Origin of the sequence: Candidatus Hepatobacter penaei, assembly GCF_000742475.1 — a bacterium.
Taxonomy (GTDB): domain Bacteria; phylum Pseudomonadota; class Alphaproteobacteria; order Holosporales; family Hepatobacteraceae; genus Hepatobacter; species Hepatobacter penaei.
In genome coordinates this window covers 251,629-273,017 of record NZ_JQAJ01000003.1, presented here as the reverse complement: position 1 = coordinate 273,017, position 21,389 = coordinate 251,629, and the positions used below count along the sequence as shown (strand labels likewise).

Genomic DNA, 21,389 nt, shown 5'->3' with positions numbered 1-21,389 from the left:
CCTATTGCCCATGCTCTATGGTGATCAGATGGGGCCACATCCCATGATAGGAGTGGGTTAGCCGATTATTATGCACAACCAAATAGCGCAGCTCGTTAAGCCCAGCTATTTCTTGGGGCAACATAGAAATATGATTATAAGACACATCGAGAACTTCTAAAGATGCGAGCCCCGCCACACGCCCACACAAGCTTTCTAAGTCATTATCACAAGCATATACCGACTTGAGTTTTTTGAGCTTCATAAACGAGGTGGGCAATTCGTTGAGCGCGTTGCGAGAGACATCAAGACAACAAAGGGATGACAAATCACCGACGGTGAAAGGCAACGCCTCCAGCTGGTTTTCTGCGAGATCCAGGTGCATCAGATTTATCAGCTTGCCTAATGTGTCTGGCAGCGATTGTAACGCATTATCCGAGGCATCCAAAAAACAAAGGCGCAAGCAATCACCCAGTGTTTCAGGGAGCGTGGATAAAAAGTTTTCGTGCACATCAAGATGCGTCAAGGCCTGCAACAACCCCACGGCATGAGGCAACGATGACAGACAGTTTCTGCTGATATCCAGCTGGTAAAGTTTGTGAAGATCGCCAATGGACATGGGCAATGTTCGTAACCGATTATGGGATACATTCACAATCTTCAGCTGAGATAAAGTATGAATCTCTTGGGGAAGGCTGCTGAGGCGATTATCTTGCAAAAACAAAAGCGCAAGATTATGAAGATTACCGATGGCTGGCGGCAAGGTTTCCAGGCTATTGCGATGAAGAAACAGTGTGTGAAGATGAGAAAAAGAGCAACATTGATCAGGCAACACTGTGAGCTGATTGTCTGACGCTGAAAACCACGTGAGATGCTGCAAAAGAGAAAGTGTGGCAGGCAAATAAGTTAGTTTATTACCCGAAAGATCCAGGTGGGTCAGAAAAGACAAACTAAAGAGCGGCACATATAAAAGCCTGTCGTCAAAGCCCTCTAACTTCATTAAGGAAGATCCACAGGCTTCTTCATGCAGGGTGTTTTCTATCTCCACGATATCTTGCTGAGATTCACGACGTATTTTTATAAACACTGACGCCTTCAGCACGGCAAAACGACGGCGTTGACCCTCAGACAGAAAATCATCTTCAGGCCTCATCGCCCCCGCATGAGCAGAGAAGAGCAGGGCGAAAAATACTGAAAAATAAAGAGAACGCGTTGACATAGCCCAAAATATATAAAAATTTTAATGTTATTGAATTAAATTTTAACAAAAAAAATGTTTATCAGACAAAAAATGCAAACGGCCCTGAAAACATAAAACATTTTTACCTATAAAGGGGGATAGGGCCTTTGCGCACTCTCTAGGGGGCAGAGGTCATGAACACCCAAGCCTTGATGGGTCTAAGGCGGGCAGATGTGATCAGACTCCAAAGCCGTGAAGGAAAGAAGGGGTCCTCACAACCGAACCTCAACCATGCCGTCTTTCTTTAGCCACAAGCCCCAACTCCTTAAGCCGTGAAGCCGGCACCGTCGACGGCGCTCCCATCAAAGGGTCTTGGGCTTTTTGGTTAAGCGGAAAGGCAATCACCTCCCGCAAGCTGGCTTCACGGGTCAAAAGCATCACAATACGGTCAATGCCTGGCGCAAAACCGCCATGGGGAGGCACACCATAATGAAAAGCCCTAAAAAGGGCACCAAACTTTTCTTCCACGTGATGGGCATCATAACCAGCGATGGCAAAGGCCTTCAGCATCACCTCAGGCAAGTGGTTACGGATGGCCCCTGATGAAAGTTCAATCCCGTTGACCACAATATCATACTGAAACGCCTTAATCTCAAGCGGATCTTTGTTACATAACGCGTCCATCCCCCCTTGCGGCATGGAAAAGGGGTTATGAGAGAAAACAATAGCACCTGTGTGAGGATCTTTTTCATACATAGGAAAATCCACCACCCAGCAAAAGCGAAAGGCATTTTTTTCGATCAAATCAAGCTTTTCTCCTATCAGCGTCCTGAGGCGGCCCGCCAAAAAAGCAGCTTTGTCTGGCTTGTCGCAGATAAAAAAGAGACCATCCCCCTCTTGGATGGGCCTTTCTTGGGTGCCCATGCGTTGACGCAAGGCCTCACCGCGCGCGCCTTCAAAAAACTTAGCCAACGGGCCCTTCATCTCCCCTTGCCGCCACAACAGGTAAGCCAAACCCTTGGCGCCCTCTTCTTGCATACGCTGGGTGATCTCATCAAAAAACTTACGCGATTGCGCCGCCACACCCGGCACATGCAACGCCCTGATCACGGCGCCTTGGGCCACCGCATCTAAAAATACATCAAACCCGGTGCCCTTAAAACAATCTGTGGCGTCTTGAATACGCAAAGGGTTCCGTAAATCAGGCTTGTCTGTGCCATAGTGAAGCATCGCATCATCATAGGTAATGCGCGGGAAAGGCGCCGGCGTCACAAAGGCACCTTGAGAAAACTCTTGAAACACCTGAGACAACACCGGCTCCATGGTGGCAAATACGTCTTCTTGCGTCACAAAAGCCATTTCCAGATCAAGCTGATAAAATTCGCCGGGCGAGCGATCTCGCCGCGCATCCTCATCACGAAAACACGGCGCAATTTGGAAATAGCGATCCACCCCTGAGGCAATCAACAACTGCTTAAACTGTTGCGGCGCTTGGGGCAGCGCATAAAAATGACCAGGATTCAGACGTGATGGCACCAAAAAATCACGCGCGCCTTCAGGTGAGCTGGACGTCAAAATAGGCGTTTGCACCTCAAGAAATCCTTGTGCCTGCATCAGCTCACGCAGACGACGAATGATGGCTGTGCGCATTTTGAGGTTGGCATGCATGCGCGCACGACGCAGATCTAAAAAGCGATACTTAAGGCGCGTATCTTCGGGAAACTCGCTTTCACCATTCACCTGCATGGGTAAGGGATCTGCCCGGGAAAGCACCTCAGCCTTATCTACGCTCAGCTCAATCTTACCCGTGCTCAGCTCTGTATTCACCGTTTCAGGTGTGCGCAACACGATGCGACCCTCAAGCTGGACAACACTCTCATAAGGCACCTCATCTAGCACCTTAAAAAAAGGCGCATCTTCTTGAACCACGCATTGCACGAGGCCCTCTGTGTCGCGGACGTCCACAAACAACAGCCCACCATGGTCACGCTTATTATGCACCCAACCGCACACGCGCACATGCTGATTTTCTTCTTTTTCGGACAACGCGCCGCAAAAGTGGGACCGATACGAGGGCGAGGGCTGTATATGTGACAAGGTTATGGCTCCTGACAAAAAAATCTTTTACGCTAGACACTCTAGGCACAACCTTACACACTTCGACTCTTTTTTCAAATGTCCCAACATATCACCTGCCCCACACATCTCAACACGTTTTTAGACCGCGCCTGGCAAGCGCCGGTGCCGTTTATGGGCATCGATACTGAATTTATGCGCCGCACCACCTATTGGCCCAAGCTATGCCTTATTCAGCTGGCCTCCCATCAGGGAGTGGCCCTTCTGGATCCCCTCACAAGCCCCTTTGATATGACCCCCCTGTGGAATGCTTTGCGTAACCCAGACCTCACCAAAATTTTTCATGCCGGCGGACAAGATATCGAAGCGCTCGCCACCATTGCGCCGCTGGTGATCCACAATCTGTTTGATATCCAGGTGGCCGCTATGCTGCTGAATGATGTCTATATGCCCAGCTATCAAAGCCTCGTGGAACGTTATCAAAACGTCACCCTTGAAAAAGGTCAGCAGACCATCAATTGGGCCAAACGCCCTCTGTCAGACAAAGCTTGCCGCTATGCCCTGAATGATGTGCGCTATTTAGGCGAGATGTTTTTCACCCTTCATACACAACTCAAAGCCAAAGGCCGCCTGGCGTGGATGCATGAAGATATGGATCGCTTTCAGCGCAAAAAACCCCCAGCGCCTTGGAAAATACCGGGAAGATCGCATGCACTGACGCACCCCCAAAAATGGCGAGCCTTGGTGGCATTATCGGCATGGCGAGAGCAAGAGGCCCAACGTCAGAACAAGCCCAAAAAAAATATCCTCGCCGACACCCAACTCATGACCCTCGTGCATCACGCCTCTCATAACCATTTTGAGGAAACCGTACGCGCCCAAGCAGGCGAACAAGCCTGGCAAGCCTTTGTGAATCATCAAGCCACTCCGCCGCCACCCGATCTTGGCCCCCCCACGCTTGCGCAAAAAAAGCAGATCACCGCGCTGAAACAACAGATACACCACCTGGCCACAGAGCATCACATGCCCCCCACCTTTATTGCCACTCAAAAAGACATCGAAAGCTATGCACGCGGCCACATCACAAGCCGCATCCACGGGTGGCGTCAGCACCTTTTGGGCTGGTAACCCCCCTTCTCGCGCGGCACGCGCTGCCCCCTTAATCAACACACCCGGCACACACACAAAGCAGTCTCGCCTACCATCTTCATCTCCGATGTAAGATAAAAATATAAGCGATATTATTGACATATGGTCAAAAAAGTCTCATCATACCTCTGCTATGGTCTCACAACACAAGGAGAATGGTTATGTATACCTATTATGTAAGGCTCGCTTGTGTGAGCAGCGTCATGGCCCTTACCTCTCTTGCCGCCACAGCCTATGCCGTGGGCCCAGGCGATGAACCTGGGGAAGCCGCACACAGTGCCATCGTGATTCACGAAAGAACATTTCCTGCCCTTTCACAAGAAGACCAAGAAACCCTCCGGGACCTTGTGGCCCAGAAGGATGATTTATGGAACAATATTCATCAAGAAGGGGGTGAAGGCGCTTACCAAACCTTTATGCGTGGGACCTTTAAGTCCACAACAGAACCTATGGTGGCATATTTGAAAAAACAATATGAGCAGTCTCAAGCAGATTATAGAATGACTTTTGATAAAGCAGTGGCATTAAGCAAAAATCATGTATATCCGGCCTATCAGGCGTGGGAAAAGGAAAACCCAGACGCCTCTTCGGCAGAAGGGGAAAGAAAAATGAATGCGCTGAAAGATAAGTATACAGCGAAAAATATGCAACGCTTAAGGGACATAGAAAAACAAGGAGATACCATTGGAAACCAGCTTTCAGCTCTGATGGCGTTACAACTTAGACCCATTCGTTGATCTAATCTGATTGACGAGACAAGCGGCACACTGCCAAACAAAAGGCCGAGGCTAAAGGAACGTCTTGGCCTTTTTTTATGCCGGGCCCCAAGAGGGGCCTTTGTATCGGCGCAAGCCAACGCATAGGGCCAAGCATACGTTGCCTCTTCAACCACCCTCAACCCCAACCCGCAAACCCATAAACGCTTGATATTATTGTTTTTTTGACAAAAAAGAGAGACAATAGAGGTGTGATGGAAGGTTTATTTATGAAAAATCATTTATTTTTTGCCTGTGTCATGGGCGGCGTTGCCCTTGCCCCTCTTGATGCCCACGCTGGCCGCGGGAAGGATCAGCCCACCGCCAGTGAGCCCGCCCGTGCAGCGCACCCGAGGTTAGGCAAAAACCCTGGGGGAGAATTCCTCAAGGCACTTTCAAGCCACCAAGATTTACAGGATGCATATAAAACGTGGGCTCAAGAGAACTCAGCGCTGTTGCCTGCGCAACAAGAGGTCCTCGGGAAGGCGATCGCACAGGTCGTCGTGGCTGGCCCTTCCGATCCTGCGCAAACGAAAGCCCATGAGGGCCAATCTTTTCAAGAGCAAACAGCGGCCTTCCAACAGTGGCTTAAGGACAACCCTGACAACCTTCAGCTTAAGAAAAAAGATATAATATGGGCTAACTACAACGCATGGGCTGAGAAAAACCCTGCAGCAAGTGGCTTCCCCACCTTCCTTCCCCGATGGAAAATATTCTCCAAGTGGGGTGATGAAAGAAACGCTGGGGACACTCACAAACAACCTTCGCACAATGAGAAAATAAAGACCTTCGCACAGTGGTTTGAAGAAGACCCTGCAAAACTTTGGCAACGCCCTTCAAGGGATCTATGGACAAACTATGACACATGGCTTGTGGATAACGAGGGCGCCTCAACAGAGGGCAAAGAAGCAAAATTAGCGGAACTTAGCAAGACTTACTTTGAAACTGTCAGGCAGATGGCACAAGAAAAAAGCGACACACTCAAACGCTTGAGCATGCAGGCGCAGGTGGCGCTAGAGGACAATGAAGAGCTCACAAATAAAATGAAGTTACTCGACGACATAAAGCAAAAATCTCAACAGATCATAGAAACAATATTAGCAGACTTAGCAGACCTTGAGGAAAAGAAAGCCGATACTGAGATCCAGAAATTAACAACACAAATCAACGATCTGGAAGACTTAGAGAAAAACAAGGGGGAAAGTGAAGAACGCAGACATCAGATTACATTACTCGACGAAAAGCTTGACCAAGCCCGAAAGAGATTAGAGACAATCCAGAAGGAAGCCTATGACTACAGGCGCACACAAGTAAAAAAAGAGCGTGATGACGCCTATCAGGTCTGGCTTGCACAAAACCCGCAGGCCTCAAAGAAAGAGCAAGAGGAAAAATTAGGGTTTTTCAGCACGCGTGCGGGCCACCCCCGTTTGAAACGCTTAACCGGCCAAATCCAGGAAGTGTTTCGTGAAAAAGACTTAAGGCCTTCTGAAAGCCCAAGGCCTTCTGAACTATTAAAGCTCCATTTACTCCAAAACAAGAGGTCCGTGATCGATGGTATATTAAGAGACATCTGGCAAGAAGAAGACAAGATCTGGGAAGAAAAAGAGAAAAAAGCCGCAAAGAAAATCCCAGAACAACAGCCGCAGGGGTGAACAGATGAGGCCATGCTTTTCTCTAAAAAGCCTCAAGGCCAGGGCAGCCTATGATGAAAGCGCAAGACTAACGCTGAGGTAACGATGAGGAGCGCTGTTTTAGGCACGGTGTTTTAGGCACGCTGTCCTTATAAAAGCCTTGCCCTTAAGGCGCCATCTTAAGACGTTTTCTTTTAAGGAAGCCACTTCAAGGCGTTGTCTCAAGGCGTTATCTTAAGGAATGATTTTAAGGGGTCTTCTTAGGCGAGGCTTTCTGGCTCGCTGGTTTTTTGTCCCGTGGGGGAAGCTTGGGTTGTTGCTTAAGGCCCGCCCAGGAAAACAGGGTGTCGCCTGAATGGCGCGAAAACAACATATACATACATGGCACCACAAACAAGGTGAGGAGCGTGCCAATGCTGAGACCGCCCATAATCACCCAGCCCACCTGACGGCGCGCCTCTACCCCAGCGCCTGAGCCCAGCACCAACGGCACCGCGCCCAACACCATGGCGGAGGTGGTCATCAAAATCGGACGCAGACGCAGCCCACACGCCTCCACCAACGCCTGGGTCACCTCAATGCCCTCCTTCACCCGCTGGTTGGCAAAGTCGACAATCAAAATGCCATGCTTGGTGATCAGCCCAATCAAGGTCACCAGCCCCACCTGGCTATAAATATTGATAGTCACCCCCGGCACCAGCCACAAGGTGAGCACGCCCCCCACCAAGGCCAACGGCACACTGAACATGATGATGAAAGGATCACGGAAACTCTCAAACTGGGCCGCCATGACCAAGAAAATAAAGGTGATGGCCAGGGCAAAAATGATGGCCACGGTGTTTTGCTCATTCAAAAAGCGGCGCAGCTCGCCCGCCGGCACAAAACGGAACCCACTGGGCATTTCAGCCTTCATGTCCGGGTAAAGCTCTTGATAAAGCGTGCCAAGACCCACCCCGGGCTGTAAGGCGCCATCGATTTTCGCCGCACGCATACGACCATAGTGATTAATGGAAGGGTTTGTCACCAGCTCTTGTATAGACACAAGGTCAGCCAAGGGCACAAACACTTCCTTGTTATCTTTGCGACCACGCACCGCAATGCCTTGCAAATCGTCCGGACTGCGGCGATTGTGTTCATCCACCATCAATTTCACAGGATACATGCGCGAATCCCGTTCAAAAGAGGTGACCCGGCGGCCACTGATCAAAATATCCAACGTCTCGGCAATGGTGTGCAGGCTGATATTCGACGCCGCCGCAATGTTGCGGTTGATCGTCACCTGGTATTCTTTACCCTCCATAGGCACATCCCAATCCACAAGCCGCTCCACAACGCCAGGATGCGAAGCAATCACACGCCGCACACGTCGTGCCACCTTCACCAGATCTTTATAGGAGCGATCCGTTTGGATAATAATGGAAAAAGGTCGCTCTGAATTCCCGCCAAACGAACGGTTAGGGCAATAGGCATAAGTTCTCACCCCTGAGATCGTGCGCTGCAAATCACCCCGAATACCCGGCAACAACGAACGACAATCCGATCGCTGATGCCGCGGCACCAGGCCAATTTTTTCATAGGTTTCATCCCCCACCTGGGTCACCAGCAGGCGTTTTTCCACCTCAGGCACACGCGCCATCAAGCGGTCAATCTTTTCAGCATAATGGTCAAGGTAGGAGAGCGTCGCGCCAAAAGGCCCCGTGGCCACCACACGCATCACGCCCTGATCTTCCAACGGTGATACCTCTTGCGAAATGGTTTTAGATAAGAGATAGCCAAACCCCGCGAACACAATCGCCCCCAAAAAGACATAGCGCCTATAGGCAAGGCACACATGAAGCGCCCCGCGATACGCCAAATCGAGACGGTGAAAAAAGGCATTCACCCTTCCATAAAAGCGCGACAAATAGGTGTGCTGGGTGGTTTGGGTCTTGCTTTTTTCTTGCAGCAAGCGCGCACACATCATCGGCGACAGCACCAAGGCCACAAACCCCGAAATCACCACCGCTGAAGCCAGCGTCAGCGCAAATTCCACAAAAAGCTTACCCACAAACCCCCGCGCCAACGCAATGGGGAGGTAAACTGCCACAAGCGTCAAGGTCATGCCCACAATGGAAAATTGGATTTCTTTGATGCCCACACGTGCGGCCTCAAATGGCTTCATCCCGTCTTCCACATGGCGATAGATATTTTCAAGCACCACAATGGCGTCATCCACCACCAACCCCACGGCCAACACCAGCGCCAACAATGACAGCACATTGATAGAAAAACCAAGCAATGAAATGATGAAAAACGTGCCAATCAGCGAAATCGGGATGGTGACCAACGGCACCAACGCAATGCGAAAGGAATGCAAAAACAAAAACACCACCAACAACACAAGAAACACCGCCTCCCAAATGCCTTGATAGACATGCGAGATCGAACTTTCCACATATTTAGAATGGTCAAACGCCACATCCAGCACCATGCCCTTTGGCAGGTTATCTTTTATATCTTGGATACGCTTGGTGATATTTCGCGAAATATCAATGGGGTTGGCGCGCGACTGGGCCGTCACATCCAGCATCACCGCGTCTTTGCCATTATAGCGCACACGAAAACGCGTGTCTTTATCATTTTTCTTCGCATACCCCACATCAGACAACCGCACGACGTAATTGTCTTTCTCAAACAGCGCGAGATCATTGAAGTCTTGCAAGTTAGACAATCGCGCCTTGGTGATCATCAAAAATTCTTGGTTTTGGTCGCCCACACGCCCAGCAGGTTTGTTAAAGTTTTGTTGCTTGAGCGCCTCAGACACCTCGGCAGGCGACACACCCACCGACGCCATTTTCACAGGGTCAAGAATGATGTGAATTTCATAGGAAATGCCGCCATAATTTTCAACATAAGCCACGCCCTGGACAGATTCGATCTCACTTTTTAGCGAACGGATGGTGTAGTCATGAAGATCTTCGAGAGAGTGTTTATCACTATAAAGCGCCAGCGACATCACAGACCCCGCATCAATATCCGCTTTGGTAATACGCGGCGTGGTGGCTTCGCGCGGCAATGTTTCCAGCCGCGACAGCTTATCCCGCACATCCGACGCCGCCGCATCGATGGGCCGGCTTTCCTTAAACCGCATCACAATCCTACTCTGTTCAGCCATGCTCACCGAGCGCATTTGATCCAGCCCCTCCAACCCTGAAAACACCTCTTCTAGAGGCCGGGTCACCTGCATTTCCATCACTTCAGGGTTTGCGCCGTCATATTGGGTGGTCACCGTCAACACGGGGTATTCCACCTGCGGGAACTGTCGCACCGGCAAGCCAAAATAGGCAACCACACCCAACAGCACAATCACAATATGGGCCACCCACGCCAACACAGGGCGATCGATAAACTTTTGGATCAACGAAAGAGACGATTTTTTCATGAACGCATACTATTCAGGGATTATGAGGATTCATCAGGGGTCGGCCCCGCATCTGTTTTCACAAACGCGCCATCGTGAATGTTCACTTGACCCACGGTCACCACGGGTTCCCCCCCCTGAAGCCCTTCTTTGATCTGCACCACATCCCCCTCACGGGTGCCCAGCACCACCTCTTTCTCTATAGCCGTATTATCCAGCACGATATAGACAAAGAAACGCGTGCCTGACTGATGAATGGCCTTCATAGGCACAAGAACGGCATTGTCATCCTTGCCCAAATCCACAGCCACACGAGCAAATTGGCCAGGACGCATGAGGTTGCCGCTGTTTTCCAAAAGTGCACGCATCTGAATGCTGTGCGTTCCTGGCTGAGCGCGACTGTCGATGGCATCAATCACCGCTTCCATGGGCAAATCATTAGACCCTTCCACCGTCACATACACCAAGCTGCCCACAGATATATCTTTGAGGAAAGACTCAGGCACAGAGAAATCCACATACAAAGGATCCAGCATCGAAATGATGCCCAGCTCTTGATTGCGGTTTACCATGGCCCCTTCACTCACCTTTGTCAGCCCAATCATCCCATCAAACGGCGCCACAACCTTCGCCTGATCCACACGCACCTTGGCAATTTGCACCTCAGCTTTGGCCACATTAAGCCGTGATTTTTTTTCATCCAACACCGCCTTGGCCACAAATTTTTGCTTCCACAAATTCCGCGTGCGTTCGTATTCACTTTCCGCCAAGCTCAGTTTAGCTTCCGCCTCTTGCAACTGGGCACACATCAAGCGATCGTCAAGCTGGACCAACAATTGCCCCTCTTTGACAGGCAAACCCTGCTTGATATGTATTTTTTGAATGCGACCATCCAACTCAGGATAGAGTTGAACGGTTTTCACTGCCGCCAAGATACCGTTAGTGTTATACACGCGCGTAATGGGACCACGCTTGGCCACCGCGGTCTCCACAAGAAACGGCCGCACCTTTGACCCCCCGCCTGTACCACGTGGCCACAGTAGAAAAAGAAGGGCCAACACCCCCAGCAAAAAGAGGGCGGCAATCGCAATGGACAGGGGTTTGTTTGTGTCAATAAACGACTGAATTTTACGCCAAGAAACCATTTTTTCTGAACTTCCCCTCAAAAGCGTGACCCCCACAAAAAGATGCTGATCACCCTGCTTATAAACCTATACACCCCCCATTCTAACCCTTTTTGGAAAAAAAAACTACAATCGTTGGCGTTTTAGCAAAAAAAATATAGAATGCCTCAGACTTTTTTCCTGTCATCTCTCTTATGCACCCGTTTTCTCTTTTGCTGATCCTCGCCTTGTTGCCCATCCAAGCAAGCACGGCTAACGCCGCGCCCGCCGGCCTTTACAGCCTTAAAGAGGCCCCCATTGAGTTAGATGTTGAAAACATTGATGTGGTTTATGAATTGCGTGAAAAAAATATTGCCGGATTTAAAGATCCCACACCCCAAACCATCCTAACATGGTGGTTCCAGGATCGTTTTAAGGCCTCTGGCCAGAAGGGACGTGTAAAATTTATTGTGCACGATATTCACATCAAAGAAACGCCCCACGAAAAACCCGCTAACATCTTTCTCTCTCCCCGCGTAACCTTTGAAGCCACGCTTTTTGTGACCGTTTCTGTCTACAAAAGCCCCACAGAGCCAACAAATGTGTTTCATATCACCGCGCGTTCTCAATCCCAAGAATCGGAAAGTCTCTCTCTTTTTGAGCGCCAGAAAGTGTGGACATCTCTGATTGAGCGGGCCATTAACACCTTTGATCAAGAACTTGCCAAACGCCAGGTGTTTCACCAGGTGACGACCTCTTCATAATCTTGCAAAATCACACCGCGGTCTTGATTGTGTGGTGAAGGTGTGCACGCCTCCTCTTCTTCTTCATATAGTGTCTCTTGTGTGATGTTGTAAGGGGCATTGTCTGTGTCGCTGCTTTCCCCACCCACCTGCATATCATCAATCAAAGAAAAGAGATCGCCAATAGAAGAGCTACACTCCTTGCCAGCACTAGACAAGCTGGATCTTTCCCACCACAGTGAGGAGGAAGACGACCTCATCTCATCATCAAGGGGCATCCATAGCCCCGCCCTATCTTGTTCCCGTGCATCCCAGGGGTGTTCATCTTCCAATAATTCATCTTGCGTCAAGTCCATCACACCTTCCCACCAGTCTTGTTTGTGACCCCACAGCTTTCCATAGCTGTATGCATGATCAGACAAACGATCTCTAGGGCAAAAGGGAAAAAGGGTGTGCGCACCATGAGCATGAGCCACCGCACACGGACGCATAGACAAAGCGCCCCCAACCTCACCCTCTTCAAAGGGCAAATTGGGCACCACATGAACAGAGACGCACTTGATCGTTTCTTGACGCCGTTCATCCTCAAGACATGTATCATACAAGATGGAATCACTGTGAACGCGAAACATCGACAACGACACGTGCGGCAAACCACACGACAACAGCACCATCCAACTACACAACCACACAGGCAAAGAAAAAACCAACGACAACAAAACAACACCCCCCATCCACAGAAATCATGCCTCAAAAGAACCATTTATCTATTATAGATAAAATAAAAAAGATCAATACATATGTGATGAAAAGATTCTCTTTGATGAAAATCATTTTTGCCCTAGAATGGGCTCGTGAGCGGTCGTGGCGGAACTGGTAGACGCGCAGCGTTGAGGTCGCTGTGGGATATATCCCGTGGAAGTTCGAGTCTTCTCGACCGCACCATGTTTGTTTGATTTTCTGTAAAAACCAGAAGGAATACCATGAGCCAGGCATTGAAGAATGCAGCCCTACGCTATCATCAACATCCAGCCCCCGGAAAATTGGGCACCTACGCCACCAAACCTTTGGCTTCTAAAGAAGACCTCACCTTGGCCTATTCACCGGGTGTGGCGTATGCATGCCAAGCTATTCAAGAAGATCCTAAAGCGGCTCGCCTGTTCACCAGTCGCGGCCACCTTGTGGGCGTCATCTCTAATGGCACGGCAGTCCTGGGTTTGGGGGATATTGGCCCTTTAGCCGCCAAACCTGTGATGGAAGGCAAAGCTGTTTTATTCAAAAAATTTGCTGATCTTGATGCCTTTGATATTGAGCTTCATGAAAACAACCCACAAAAACTTAAGGAGCATATTGCCGCCCTGGCTCCCACCTTTGGCGGCATCAATCTTGAAGATCTCAAGGCGCCTGATTGTTTCCTGGTGGAAGAAGCGCTTCAAGATTTGGGTATTCCTGTTTTTCACGATGATCAGCACGGTACAGCCGTGGTGGTGGTGGCGGCCATTCAAAATGGGCTCACCTTGGTGGGCAAAGACATCCGTGACATGAAGCTTGTAGTCAGCGGCGCGGGGGCAGCGGCTTTGGCGTGCCTTCACTTGCTTCAACACTATGGCCTGCAACAGGAAAATACTTTTGTCTTTGACAGCCAAGGGCTATTAACCGAAAGCCGCTCTCTTGACAGTTATAAAGAGAAGTGGTGTCAACAAACCCCCCGCACCTTTGAGGAAAGTTTGGAAGAGGCGGATGTGTTTTTGGGTCTGTCAAAAGGGGGGCTCCTCCTGCCAGGCCACCTCAGCTTGATGGCCGCCAAACCCCTTGTACTGGCATTGGCCAATCCAGTGCCTGAAATATTGCCAGAAGATGCCAAGCGCGAGCGTCCTGATGCCATCATCGCCACGGGACGATCGGATTATCCCAACCAGGTCAATAATGTGTTGTGTTTTCCCTATATTTTTAGAGGTGCCCTTGATGTGGGTGCCACAAAAATCAATGTTGCCATGAAAAAAGCGTGCGCTGATGCATTGACGCGGGTGCTTTCAGAGCCAGCGTTCTCTTCCCAGGATCCTGCAAAAGCCCTAGAAACCTTGGGCCCTGACAACATTCTTCCCAACACCTTTGATGAAAGGCTTTTGCCCACCTTAGCCCCTGCCGTAGCGCAAGCGGCCATGGATACGGGTGTGGCCTCTCACCCTTTGGAGGATCTTAATGCCTATCAAAAGCACCTCCAGCACATACAGCGTGAAAACAGCCAAATGTGAGAGCGCCCTATGGGTTGTCACGGCGCCCTAGTCGCCGGCGTTTGGTCAGCTGTCATCAACCCTTGGCTATGCATACGTCGTGGCTCACACTTCCCAAGGGCTTCGTTTTTTTCACCTTATGTGTTATCATGACTGTGCTTTTATAGCTATGGCAATAAACACGCTGTGCAATAAGCGGAGCGGACCCGGGGGCGGAACCCGGCGCCTCCACCTGGGCGGGGCATCACAGCTTTTTCCAGGTGGGGGCGAATTGAGGATCGACGTACGTGGTAAAGACAGTGTTTTTGCTCGGTATGGTACCGTCGTTATCGGGCCGCTTTATAAGTGTGAACAGTAATGTTAATACACTCGCTTTGAACACCGTTAATAGCAACGGGTTGGCTGCTGCCGCTGCCTAATTGGGCCGCCTAGTAGTCTTGTGAAAAGCGCGGCTTGGGGGGCGCCGGGCAACAGAAGCCCCCCTTTTTCACGCCCACCTCAAAACATACCAAAAACACACCTATCTTTTGATATATGATCGGTTAATGCCTCTGTTGATAAAAGTTATATCACCACCAAAAGCGCGCCCTGCGCTTTGGCCACAGAAAGAAGGATAGCCAACAGGCAAGAGATGTGTTAAGCTTATCTTAAGGGTTATGGATTGGTTTGCGCACGTTGAAAAACGTTGACAGGTTTTGTCCATCGCAGGAGGGAGTGTATGGAATTTCAATATGAAAGCCGTGTTCAAGAGGCGCTAAGGCGCGTTGTGCGCGAAGTGTTGGAGGAAGCCGCCAGCAAAGGGCTCCCCGACCCTCATCACTTTTATATTTCCTTGCGCACCAATTATCCTGGGGTGCAGTTTCCTGAAGCCGTCAAAAAAGCCAACCCCAAAGAAATCACCATTGTTTTGCAGCACCAGTTTTGGGACCTCAAGGTGGATGAAGATGGTTTTTCTGTGGTGCTCACCTTTCAAGACATTCCTCAAACTGTGTATGTGCCCTTTCATGCGCTGCTTAGTTTTATGGACCCAGGGGTTCGCTTTGGCCTTCATTTTACGCCGCCCCCAGCTTCTGAAACGAAACCTGATGCGTCTGCCAAGGCCACCACGTTTTCTAAGAAAGCCAAAAAAGAAGACAGTGACGGCAAGGTCATTTCTTTGGAGAGCTTCCGCAGAAAATAAGTGACAGCAAGGTCACGTTTTTGGAAGAGCGTCTGCAAAAAGACGGTGCGCAGCAGGCGATTGCTTCTTGCCCATCGCGCGCGCTTGTTGCCTCGCATCATCGATTCTCTATGACTTCAAAGAGGCCTGTGGCACCGCAAATTTATGGATTTTTGGTAAGCGGCTTATACTTAAAGGGCACAACATCAGCCGTGCCTAGGCGCTTTTTCTTGTCTTGCTCATAGGCGGCATAGTTGCCTTCAAAAAACACAACCCGGCCTTCCCCCTCAAACGCCAAAATGTGTGTGGCCAAACGGTCTAGGAACCAGCGATCATGGCTGATAATAAGGGCGCTGCCCGCAAAGGAAAGCAACGCCTCTTCTAGCGACCGTAAGGTGTCCACATCCAGGTCATTGGTGGGCTCGTCTAATAGCAATACATTCGCACCCACTTTCAAAAGCTTGGCCAAATGCAACCGGTTGCGCTCCCCCCCAGACAACACACCCACAGGTTTTTGCTGGTCAGAGCCACGAAACCCAAATTGCGACACATAGGCCCGAGAGGCCATGGTGCTTTTACCCAGCGCCACCTCTTCGCGTCCGTCAGCAATTTCGTGCCACACCGTTTTCTCATCATCCAAGTGCGCGCGGGTTTGATCAACGTATCCCATCACCACGGTATCGCCCACCGCAATCTCACCGCCATCCGGGGCATCATGCCCCACAATCAACCGAAATAAACTGGTTTTGCCTGCCCCATTAGCGCCAATCACGCCCACCAAGGCCCCTTGCGGCACCGTGAAGGACAGATCATCAAATAAACGCTTTTCGCCGTGGCTTTTTTGTACGCCCTTAATAGATAACACGTTGCTCCCTAAACGAGGCGCTTCAGGGATACGCATCGCGCACGTGCTGGCAGCACCTTTCCCTTGCTCAGCCACCAAGCGATCATAGGCTTTGAGCCGGGCTTTGCTTTGGCTGTGTCGCCCTTTAGGCGCGGTTCGCACCCATTCAAGCTCACGAGCAATGGCCTTATCGCGCTGCACCTGCTCGCGTCCCTCCTGAGCCAGACGCTTTTGCTTGGCCTGCAACCAGTCAGAATAGTTACCCTCAAAGGGAAAGCCCGCACCGCGATCAAGCTCGAGGATCCACCCCACCACCTCATCTAAGAAATAGCGATCATGGGTCACCAACACCACTGTGCCTTTATAATCTTTCAAAAAACGTTGCAGCCACGCCACCGATTCAGCATCCAGATGGTTGGTGGGCTCGTCTAACAGCAACAGGTCAGGCTCAGACAACAACAGTTTACATAAGGCCACGCGCCGCACCTCACCCCCTGAAAGGGTGGCCACGGATGCATCGCCTGGCGGCAAGCGCAGCGCCGTTTTGGCCATATCCACGCGCCGCTCAAGAGACCACCCATCCAGGGCATCAATTTGCTCTTGAAGCTGGGCCTGCTTCTCCAAAAGCGCGGTCATCTCATCGTCAGACAATGGCTCGGCAAAACGGGCGCTTAACGCATCAAAATCATCACGCAGCTTTTTGACAGGCCCCAACCCTTGTAACACATGCTCATCCACCGAAAGCGCGGGGTCTAAGACAGGCTCTTGCGGCAGATACCCCACCGACACGCCATCAGCGGCAAAGGCTTCGCCTGAAAAATCTTTATCCAAGCCTGCCATCACCTTAAGCAAGGTGCTCTTGCCCGTACCATTGACGCCCAAAATGCCAATCTTAGCGCCCGGAAAAAACGACAGAGAAATATCTTGAAACAGCGTTTTGCCCTGAGGCAAAATTTTTGTTAATTCTTTTAAAACATAGATATATTGGTAAGACATCGGCGCCACAGCTTGCATTCATGAAAAAGGCCACACCCTGACCCAGCCTTCGCGTCTATGGCTGCTTCCTTCCGGATCTGACCAGGTTCTGCCGCGACGGCTGCCCAGGGGGGCCCTTTCTTGTTATAACCGTTTTTCAAGGCCTGTCACAAGATCAAGCCCGACATTTCTTTAAGGCCCCCGTGGCCAAAAGCCTAATCATCCCACCGACGCATCACCAAAGAGGCATTGGTGCCTCCAAACCCAAAGGAATTGGACACCGCCCAGGAGATCTTTTTTTCCTTGGCCCTGTGAGGCACCAGGTCAATGTCGGTTTCCTCTGAACAATGATCAAGGTTGAGGGTGGGCGGCAACACACCGGTCTTAAGCGCCATCATAGTAAAGATCGCTTCCACACCGCCGGCCGCCCCCAAAAGGTGGCCAATGGATGATTTGGTGGATGACACAGACAACCTGCTTGTATGGCTGCCAAACACCTTGTGGATCGCCTCAAGCTCGGCCTTATCGCCTTGCGGGGTCGAGGTGCCATGGGCGTTGATATACCCCACCTGCTCATGATCAATGCCCGCTTCCTCAATCGCCTCTTGCATGGCGCGCACCGCCCCTTTTCCGTCAGGGGCAGCAATGTGATAGGCATCGCCCGACAACCCATAGCCCATCACTTCCCCATAAATCTTGGCGCCACGGGCCTTGGCATGTTCTAGCTCTTCTAACACCAACAGGCCAGCCCCCTCGCCCATCACAAACCCATCACGATCTTTATCCCAAGGGCGCGATGCTGCCTGAGGTCGATCATTAAATCCTGTAGATAAAGCGCGCATCGAGGCAAACCCCGCCACGCCCAGATAACACACAGCCGCCTCAGCACCGCCTACAAGCATGACATCCGCCTTATCATCGGCAATCAACCGTGCCCCATCTCCAATGGCATGGGTGCCTGTGGCACAAGCCGTCACAACCGCTTGGTTCGGCCCCTTCATTTTATGACGAATCGACACCTGACCGGTGGCTAAATTGATTAAACACGACGGAATAAAGAAAGGGCTCACCCGCCGCGGCCCCCCTTCATGAAGCGCCACCGATGTGTCATAGATATAGCCCAAGCCCCCAATGCCCGAGCCGATCAACACCCCGCTGCGCTCTTGCAAGCGTTCGTCCTCCAGCACCAGCCCTGCGTCTTTCACCGCCTCATCACTGGCCGCCAAGGCATAGGGAATAAAGCGGTCATTGCGTTTGCGCTCTGCCGGAGAAAACATCCCCTCAAAATCAAGCTCCCCTGGCGCCTTGCCATGGGGTACCAGGCCCGCAATTTTACATGACAAATCTTCTGTGGGAAACGTGTTGATGGGCACAATACCAGAGGCGCCGGCCACAAGCCGATCCCACACAAAGGAAACACCCGACCCCAACGGGCACACCAGGCCCATTCCTGTCACCACCACACGTCGCATAACTCATGTCCTCAACACAATCTATGGGGTCATCATAAAAAAAAAGATGGCTCTTGCCTATATATTTTCTATAATGATGGGCACATGTGCAGAAGATAGGATCATGATTGTGCCCAAGGTAACCTTTATTAAACCCGGCGGAGAACGTGTGGCCATTGAGGCAGAGGCCGGCCTCTCTTTGCTTGAAATTGCACATCAACACGGCTTAAAAGACGACCTTGAAGGGGCCTGTGAAGGCTCGCTTGCTTGTTCCACCTGTCATGTCGTGGTGGATCCCCAGTGGTTTGGACAATTAGACGACACCACTGAAGAAGAAGATGACATGCTGGATCTGGCCTTTGGCCTCACGGAAACCTCGCGCCTGGGGTGCCAGATTATCATGACCGATGCCTTAGATGGCCTTGAGGTGACGATCCCTTCTGAGAGTCGGAACTTTTCTGCCAAAACGGCGTCATAATGGATGGGTGGCCGAGTGGTTGAAGGCACCGGTCTTGAAAACCGGCAAACGTTTGCGCGTTTCGTGGGTTCGAATCCCACCCCATCCGCCATCAACCCTTTGCTGTGACACAAAGCGCCCTCGCCTTCCTTATTGAATGCCCACCGACCTTTCGTGAAGGGCCATAAGCAAAGTTTATCTCCCAGCGCTTACGCGCCCCCCCCTTTATCGATCCATGGTTTTCTTTCTCTGCCCCCCACGTGCGCTTTTTGGCCACCGTCCCTATCCGTGGCGCCTTTTCTCTGGGCAGGGGGGATGCGTGAACGTTTCTGTATTTCCCTCCTCCTGGCAGCTAAAAATAGTTTTTTTGTCAAAAAATAGCGTAAATCATTGATTTTTTGTTTTTTTTTTGCATAATTGGCAATATTTTGCTTGAAAAGAGAATGAGTTATGAAAAATATTTTGACGGCTTGCCTTTTGCTGTGGACGCCCTTGGTATGGGCCGCAGACCCCGCCACCCTACCAGATGACGCACCGCCAAGCCCCTTTTCAGCCGCCCCTAGGCCTTCTGCGTCAGAGTCCACCTCCCTGAATAGGGGGGTTGCGTATGCACTTTCCCTACCCGAAGAACATTATCCGCCACGAGGAATACAGATTTGTACTGATGCTGAACATAAACCTATTACACGTCTGTGGAGTCTATGTATCGGAAGAAATGCTGCAAAAAATAAATGTATGGCACTCTCTATGATGTTTGCACCTGTGAACCCCCTTCGTCTAGAGAGCCAATACCTCACTGAGGTTTCTATCACCGCTTCCAAATCTCATATGCCATGCCTCATATTGGGCGCCTTGCCTGCCCTTCAAAGGCTGGACCTGTCGGTGAGATATGGCAGCCAAGAAATGCCGGATGGCACAGAAAAAAGGACAACAAAATCTCCCATCTTCACGTTTCCGCACACCCCCCATGGTGAGACAGACTTTCCTTGCCTCACATATGTTGATTTTGCAGCCTCTGCCACCTACCCAAGCACCGTGCCTGCATGGATGGCGCACAAAGGTGTTTTTTTATCCCATGCCTTGCTTCTTGAGCACACCCATCTTCAAGGGCAATGTGGGTGGGGCGCTTTTTACGACCAAGACAAGCATCTTAAGCAGAACCACTTTTTTCCAGCGCCACCTTTGAACGGCGAGGATTTTGGCTACGAACAAAAGCTGAATAACCAGTTCCCCGTTGCCAGTTTTGCCGCAGACGACATCGGCCAGCTTTGGTCAGACATTCAGGGTCTTCAGCCCTATACCCTGACATGCCTTGATCAGGAAGAGACAAAGACGGTGAGCAGCCCTCAACAAAACCCTTCACCCACGCCAAAGCTTCCATTTGACTTGCGGCTTGCACAAATCATGAATGAGGCATTGCCCGTTGAGATGTGTACCAAGATTTTGAATCACATGCCTCCGAAAGATCGCTGGCGCTTTGTGGCGGGATACCCAAGTTTTGCAGCCTATCTCAAAAATACCTTGTTTTCACTTCATATACACAGCACACGGAAAATCCCTGAAGGCCAGGGTTGGGAAGATGAGGGCATAGATATTGATACAGAATTACACGCCTCGTTCCCCATGCTGAAAGCGGCTTGCTTGGGTGCCACAAACAAGCCCCTCAAGTCTCTGATTGTTTTGGGTCATCAAGAAACCTGCTCTGCTCAAAAAATCCAGGCGACTCTTAACGTCGCCAAGGTTTTGGACCCAGACTCTGAAGCAGTCAAAGCCTTTGCCCTGACCGTCATGTGGGATCTTGAGAATAGTGTAAGCAAGGATATCCCCTTTCGCCCCTTTACGGCCGGGCCCTTTTATGTGCGCTGTGACCTGGAGGCAGAAACGCGACCGCATTATTATGCCAAAGACATGATCACCCTCCCCGACCTCACAGAGGAAGAGGCAACCTACATCTACCCGAGACCTGTTACTCAAGAAGATGCCGAAGCTTGGTTGATCCAGGTGGCCAACCACCTGGCCATGGAGAGTCTGAATGCTTGGCTCCCCAAACCCTATGAGATCTCTTCAGAAACAACATCTGCTGAAGGACCAGGCGGGGAAGAAGCGTCGGCTGAGGATGATGTGGCTGAAGGCACTGACAGGGCGCCCACACAAGGGCCACCACCCGCGTCTTCAAAAAACCCGGATGTGTCAAAAGAAGGTGATTGTTAGGGGAAAGCGCTGATACACAAGTCTTCCCGGGGGGCGCCAGGC

14 protein-coding genes, 2 tRNA genes, 2 other RNA genes and 1 pseudogene are annotated in these 21,389 nt (G+C 50.8%); 11 read left to right on the top strand and 8 right to left on the bottom strand.

From position 1 onward, the window contains the following. Nucleotide 1: 1 nt before the first annotated feature. Nucleotides 2–1,198, bottom strand: coding sequence for a leucine-rich repeat domain-containing protein (locus IG82_RS0105765; protein WP_052545751.1), 1,197 nt, complete (start codon nt 1,196–1,198; stop codon nt 2–4). 246 nt (nt 1,199–1,444) lie between these two features. Beyond that, nucleotides 1,445–3,256: an aspartate--tRNA ligase gene (gene aspS / locus IG82_RS0105760; protein ID WP_281172869.1), complete on the bottom strand. Its 1,812-nt coding sequence runs from the start codon at nt 3,254–3,256 to the stop codon at nt 1,445–1,447. A 78-nt stretch (nt 3,257–3,334) separates the two neighbouring features. On the opposite strand from aspS, the gene IG82_RS0105755 reads away from it, so the two are divergent. The 3 genes from IG82_RS0105755 to IG82_RS0105740 all read left to right on the top strand — a co-directional run bounded on the left by IG82_RS0105755 (nt 3,335) and on the right by IG82_RS0105740 (nt 6,791). After that, nucleotides 3,335–4,363: a ribonuclease D gene (locus tag IG82_RS0105755; RefSeq protein ID WP_031934591.1), complete on the top strand. Its 1,029-nt coding sequence runs from the start codon at nt 3,335–3,337 to the stop codon at nt 4,361–4,363. Between the two features lie 182 nt (nt 4,364–4,545). Then, nucleotides 4,546–5,121, top strand: coding sequence for a hypothetical protein (locus IG82_RS0105750; RefSeq protein ID WP_031934590.1), 576 nt, complete (start codon nt 4,546–4,548; stop codon nt 5,119–5,121). A 248-nt stretch (nt 5,122–5,369) separates the two neighbouring features. After that, nucleotides 5,370–6,791 carry a hypothetical protein gene (locus IG82_RS0105740; protein ID WP_156095415.1) on the top strand — a complete coding sequence of 474 codons (1,422 nt, stop codon included), beginning with the start codon at nt 5,370–5,372 and terminating at the stop codon, nt 6,789–6,791. 226 nt (nt 6,792–7,017) lie between these two features. Here the strand turns inward: IG82_RS0105740 and IG82_RS0105735 are convergent, their stop codons facing one another. After that, nucleotides 7,018–10,191: an efflux RND transporter permease subunit gene (locus tag IG82_RS0105735; RefSeq protein WP_052545750.1), complete on the bottom strand. Its 3,174-nt coding sequence runs from the start codon at nt 10,189–10,191 to the stop codon at nt 7,018–7,020. Nucleotides 10,192–10,211: 20 nt separating this feature from the next. Then, nucleotides 10,212–11,315, bottom strand: a complete 1,104-nt coding sequence (locus IG82_RS0105730; RefSeq protein WP_156095414.1) for an efflux RND transporter periplasmic adaptor subunit — start codon at nt 11,313–11,315, stop codon at nt 10,212–10,214. A 173-nt stretch (nt 11,316–11,488) separates the two neighbouring features. Between IG82_RS0105730 and IG82_RS0105725 the strand changes: the two genes are divergently transcribed. Then, nucleotides 11,489–12,037: a hypothetical protein gene (locus IG82_RS0105725; protein ID WP_031934586.1), complete on the top strand. Its 549-nt coding sequence runs from the start codon at nt 11,489–11,491 to the stop codon at nt 12,035–12,037. Here IG82_RS0105725 and IG82_RS0105720 read toward each other — a convergent pair. Continuing rightward, nucleotides 12,013–12,750, bottom strand: a complete 738-nt coding sequence (locus IG82_RS0105720) for a hypothetical protein (RefSeq protein ID WP_031934585.1) — start codon at nt 12,748–12,750, stop codon at nt 12,013–12,015. The two genes, IG82_RS0105725 and IG82_RS0105720, sit on opposite strands and share 25 nt — an antisense overlap. A 124-nt stretch (nt 12,751–12,874) precedes the next feature. Between IG82_RS0105720 and IG82_RS0105715 the strand changes: the two genes are divergently transcribed. The 4 genes and pseudogenes from IG82_RS0105715 to IG82_RS0105695 all read left to right on the top strand — a co-directional run bounded on the left by IG82_RS0105715 (nt 12,875) and on the right by IG82_RS0105695 (nt 15,430). Further along, nucleotides 12,875–12,961, top strand: a tRNA-Leu gene (locus IG82_RS0105715). A gap of 38 nt (nt 12,962–12,999) precedes the next feature. Next, nucleotides 13,000–14,238, top strand: a pseudogene (locus tag IG82_RS0105710) (malic enzyme-like NAD(P)-binding protein); the annotation flags it as partial. A 130-nt stretch (nt 14,239–14,368) separates the two neighbouring features. After that, nucleotides 14,369–14,735, top strand: a transfer-messenger RNA (tmRNA) gene (gene ssrA, locus IG82_RS07115). A 233-nt stretch (nt 14,736–14,968) separates the two neighbouring features. Then, nucleotides 14,969–15,430: a ClpXP protease specificity-enhancing factor SspB gene (locus tag IG82_RS0105695; protein ID WP_031934581.1), complete on the top strand. Its 462-nt coding sequence runs from the start codon at nt 14,969–14,971 to the stop codon at nt 15,428–15,430. A gap of 142 nt (nt 15,431–15,572) precedes the next feature. On the opposite strand, the gene ettA is transcribed toward IG82_RS0105695, so the two are convergent. The 3 genes from ettA to fabF form a co-directional block, all read right to left on the bottom strand. Then, complete coding sequence (gene ettA, locus IG82_RS0105690; protein ID WP_031934580.1) at nt 15,573–17,249, bottom strand: energy-dependent translational throttle protein EttA; 1,677 nt, start codon at nt 17,247–17,249, stop codon at nt 15,573–15,575. Nucleotides 17,250–17,271: 22 nt separating this feature from the next. Beyond that, nucleotides 17,272–17,367, bottom strand: an RNA gene (ffs, locus tag IG82_RS07110) — signal recognition particle sRNA small type. A gap of 76 nt (nt 17,368–17,443) precedes the next feature. Continuing rightward, entirely contained in the window at nt 17,444–18,700 is a 1,257-nt protein-coding gene (gene fabF / locus IG82_RS0105685; RefSeq protein WP_031934579.1) for a beta-ketoacyl-ACP synthase II, read from the bottom strand. A 109-nt stretch (nt 18,701–18,809) separates the two neighbouring features. Here fabF and IG82_RS0105680 point away from each other — a divergent pair, with 109 nt between their 5' ends. From IG82_RS0105680 to IG82_RS0105665, 3 genes are all read left to right on the top strand, one after another. Then, nucleotides 18,810–19,157 (top strand): ferredoxin family 2Fe-2S iron-sulfur cluster binding protein, encoded by a 348-nt coding sequence (locus IG82_RS0105680; protein ID WP_031934578.1) that lies wholly within the window; start codon nt 18,810–18,812, stop codon nt 19,155–19,157. A gap of 1 nt (nt 19,158) precedes the next feature. Next, nucleotides 19,159–19,248, top strand: a tRNA-Ser gene (locus tag IG82_RS0105675). A gap of 635 nt (nt 19,249–19,883) precedes the next feature. Next, nucleotides 19,884–21,347, top strand: coding sequence for a hypothetical protein (locus tag IG82_RS0105665; protein WP_172642911.1), 1,464 nt, complete (start codon nt 19,884–19,886; stop codon nt 21,345–21,347). Nucleotides 21,348–21,389 lie beyond the last annotated feature (42 nt).

Coding starts and splice junctions, on each gene's coding strand:
- IG82_RS0105765 (WP_052545751.1), bottom strand. CDS start 1,198: ATGTCAACGCGTTCTCTTTATTTTTCAGTATTTTTCGCCCTGCTCTTC.
- IG82_RS0105755 (WP_031934591.1), top strand. CDS start 3,335: ATGTCCCAACATATCACCTGCCCCACACATCTCAACACGTTTTTAGAC.
- IG82_RS0105750 (WP_031934590.1), top strand. CDS start 4,546: ATGTATACCTATTATGTAAGGCTCGCTTGTGTGAGCAGCGTCATGGCC.
- IG82_RS0105740 (WP_156095415.1), top strand. CDS start 5,370: ATGAAAAATCATTTATTTTTTGCCTGTGTCATGGGCGGCGTTGCCCTT.
- IG82_RS0105735 (WP_052545750.1), bottom strand. CDS start 10,191: ATGAAAAAATCGTCTCTTTCGTTGATCCAAAAGTTTATCGATCGCCCT.
- IG82_RS0105730 (WP_156095414.1), bottom strand. CDS start 11,315: ATGGTTTCTTGGCGTAAAATTCAGTCGTTTATTGACACAAACAAACCC.
- IG82_RS0105725 (WP_031934586.1), top strand. CDS start 11,489: ATGCACCCGTTTTCTCTTTTGCTGATCCTCGCCTTGTTGCCCATCCAA.
- IG82_RS0105720 (WP_031934585.1), bottom strand. CDS start 12,750: ATGGGGGGTGTTGTTTTGTTGTCGTTGGTTTTTTCTTTGCCTGTGTGG.
- IG82_RS0105695 (WP_031934581.1), top strand. CDS start 14,969: ATGGAATTTCAATATGAAAGCCGTGTTCAAGAGGCGCTAAGGCGCGTT.
- ettA (WP_031934580.1), bottom strand. CDS start 17,249: ATGTCTTACCAATATATCTATGTTTTAAAAGAATTAACAAAAATTTTG.
- fabF (WP_031934579.1), bottom strand. CDS start 18,700: ATGCGACGTGTGGTGGTGACAGGAATGGGCCTGGTGTGCCCGTTGGGG.
- IG82_RS0105665 (WP_172642911.1), top strand. CDS start 19,884: ATGATGTTTGCACCTGTGAACCCCCTTCGTCTAGAGAGCCAATACCTC.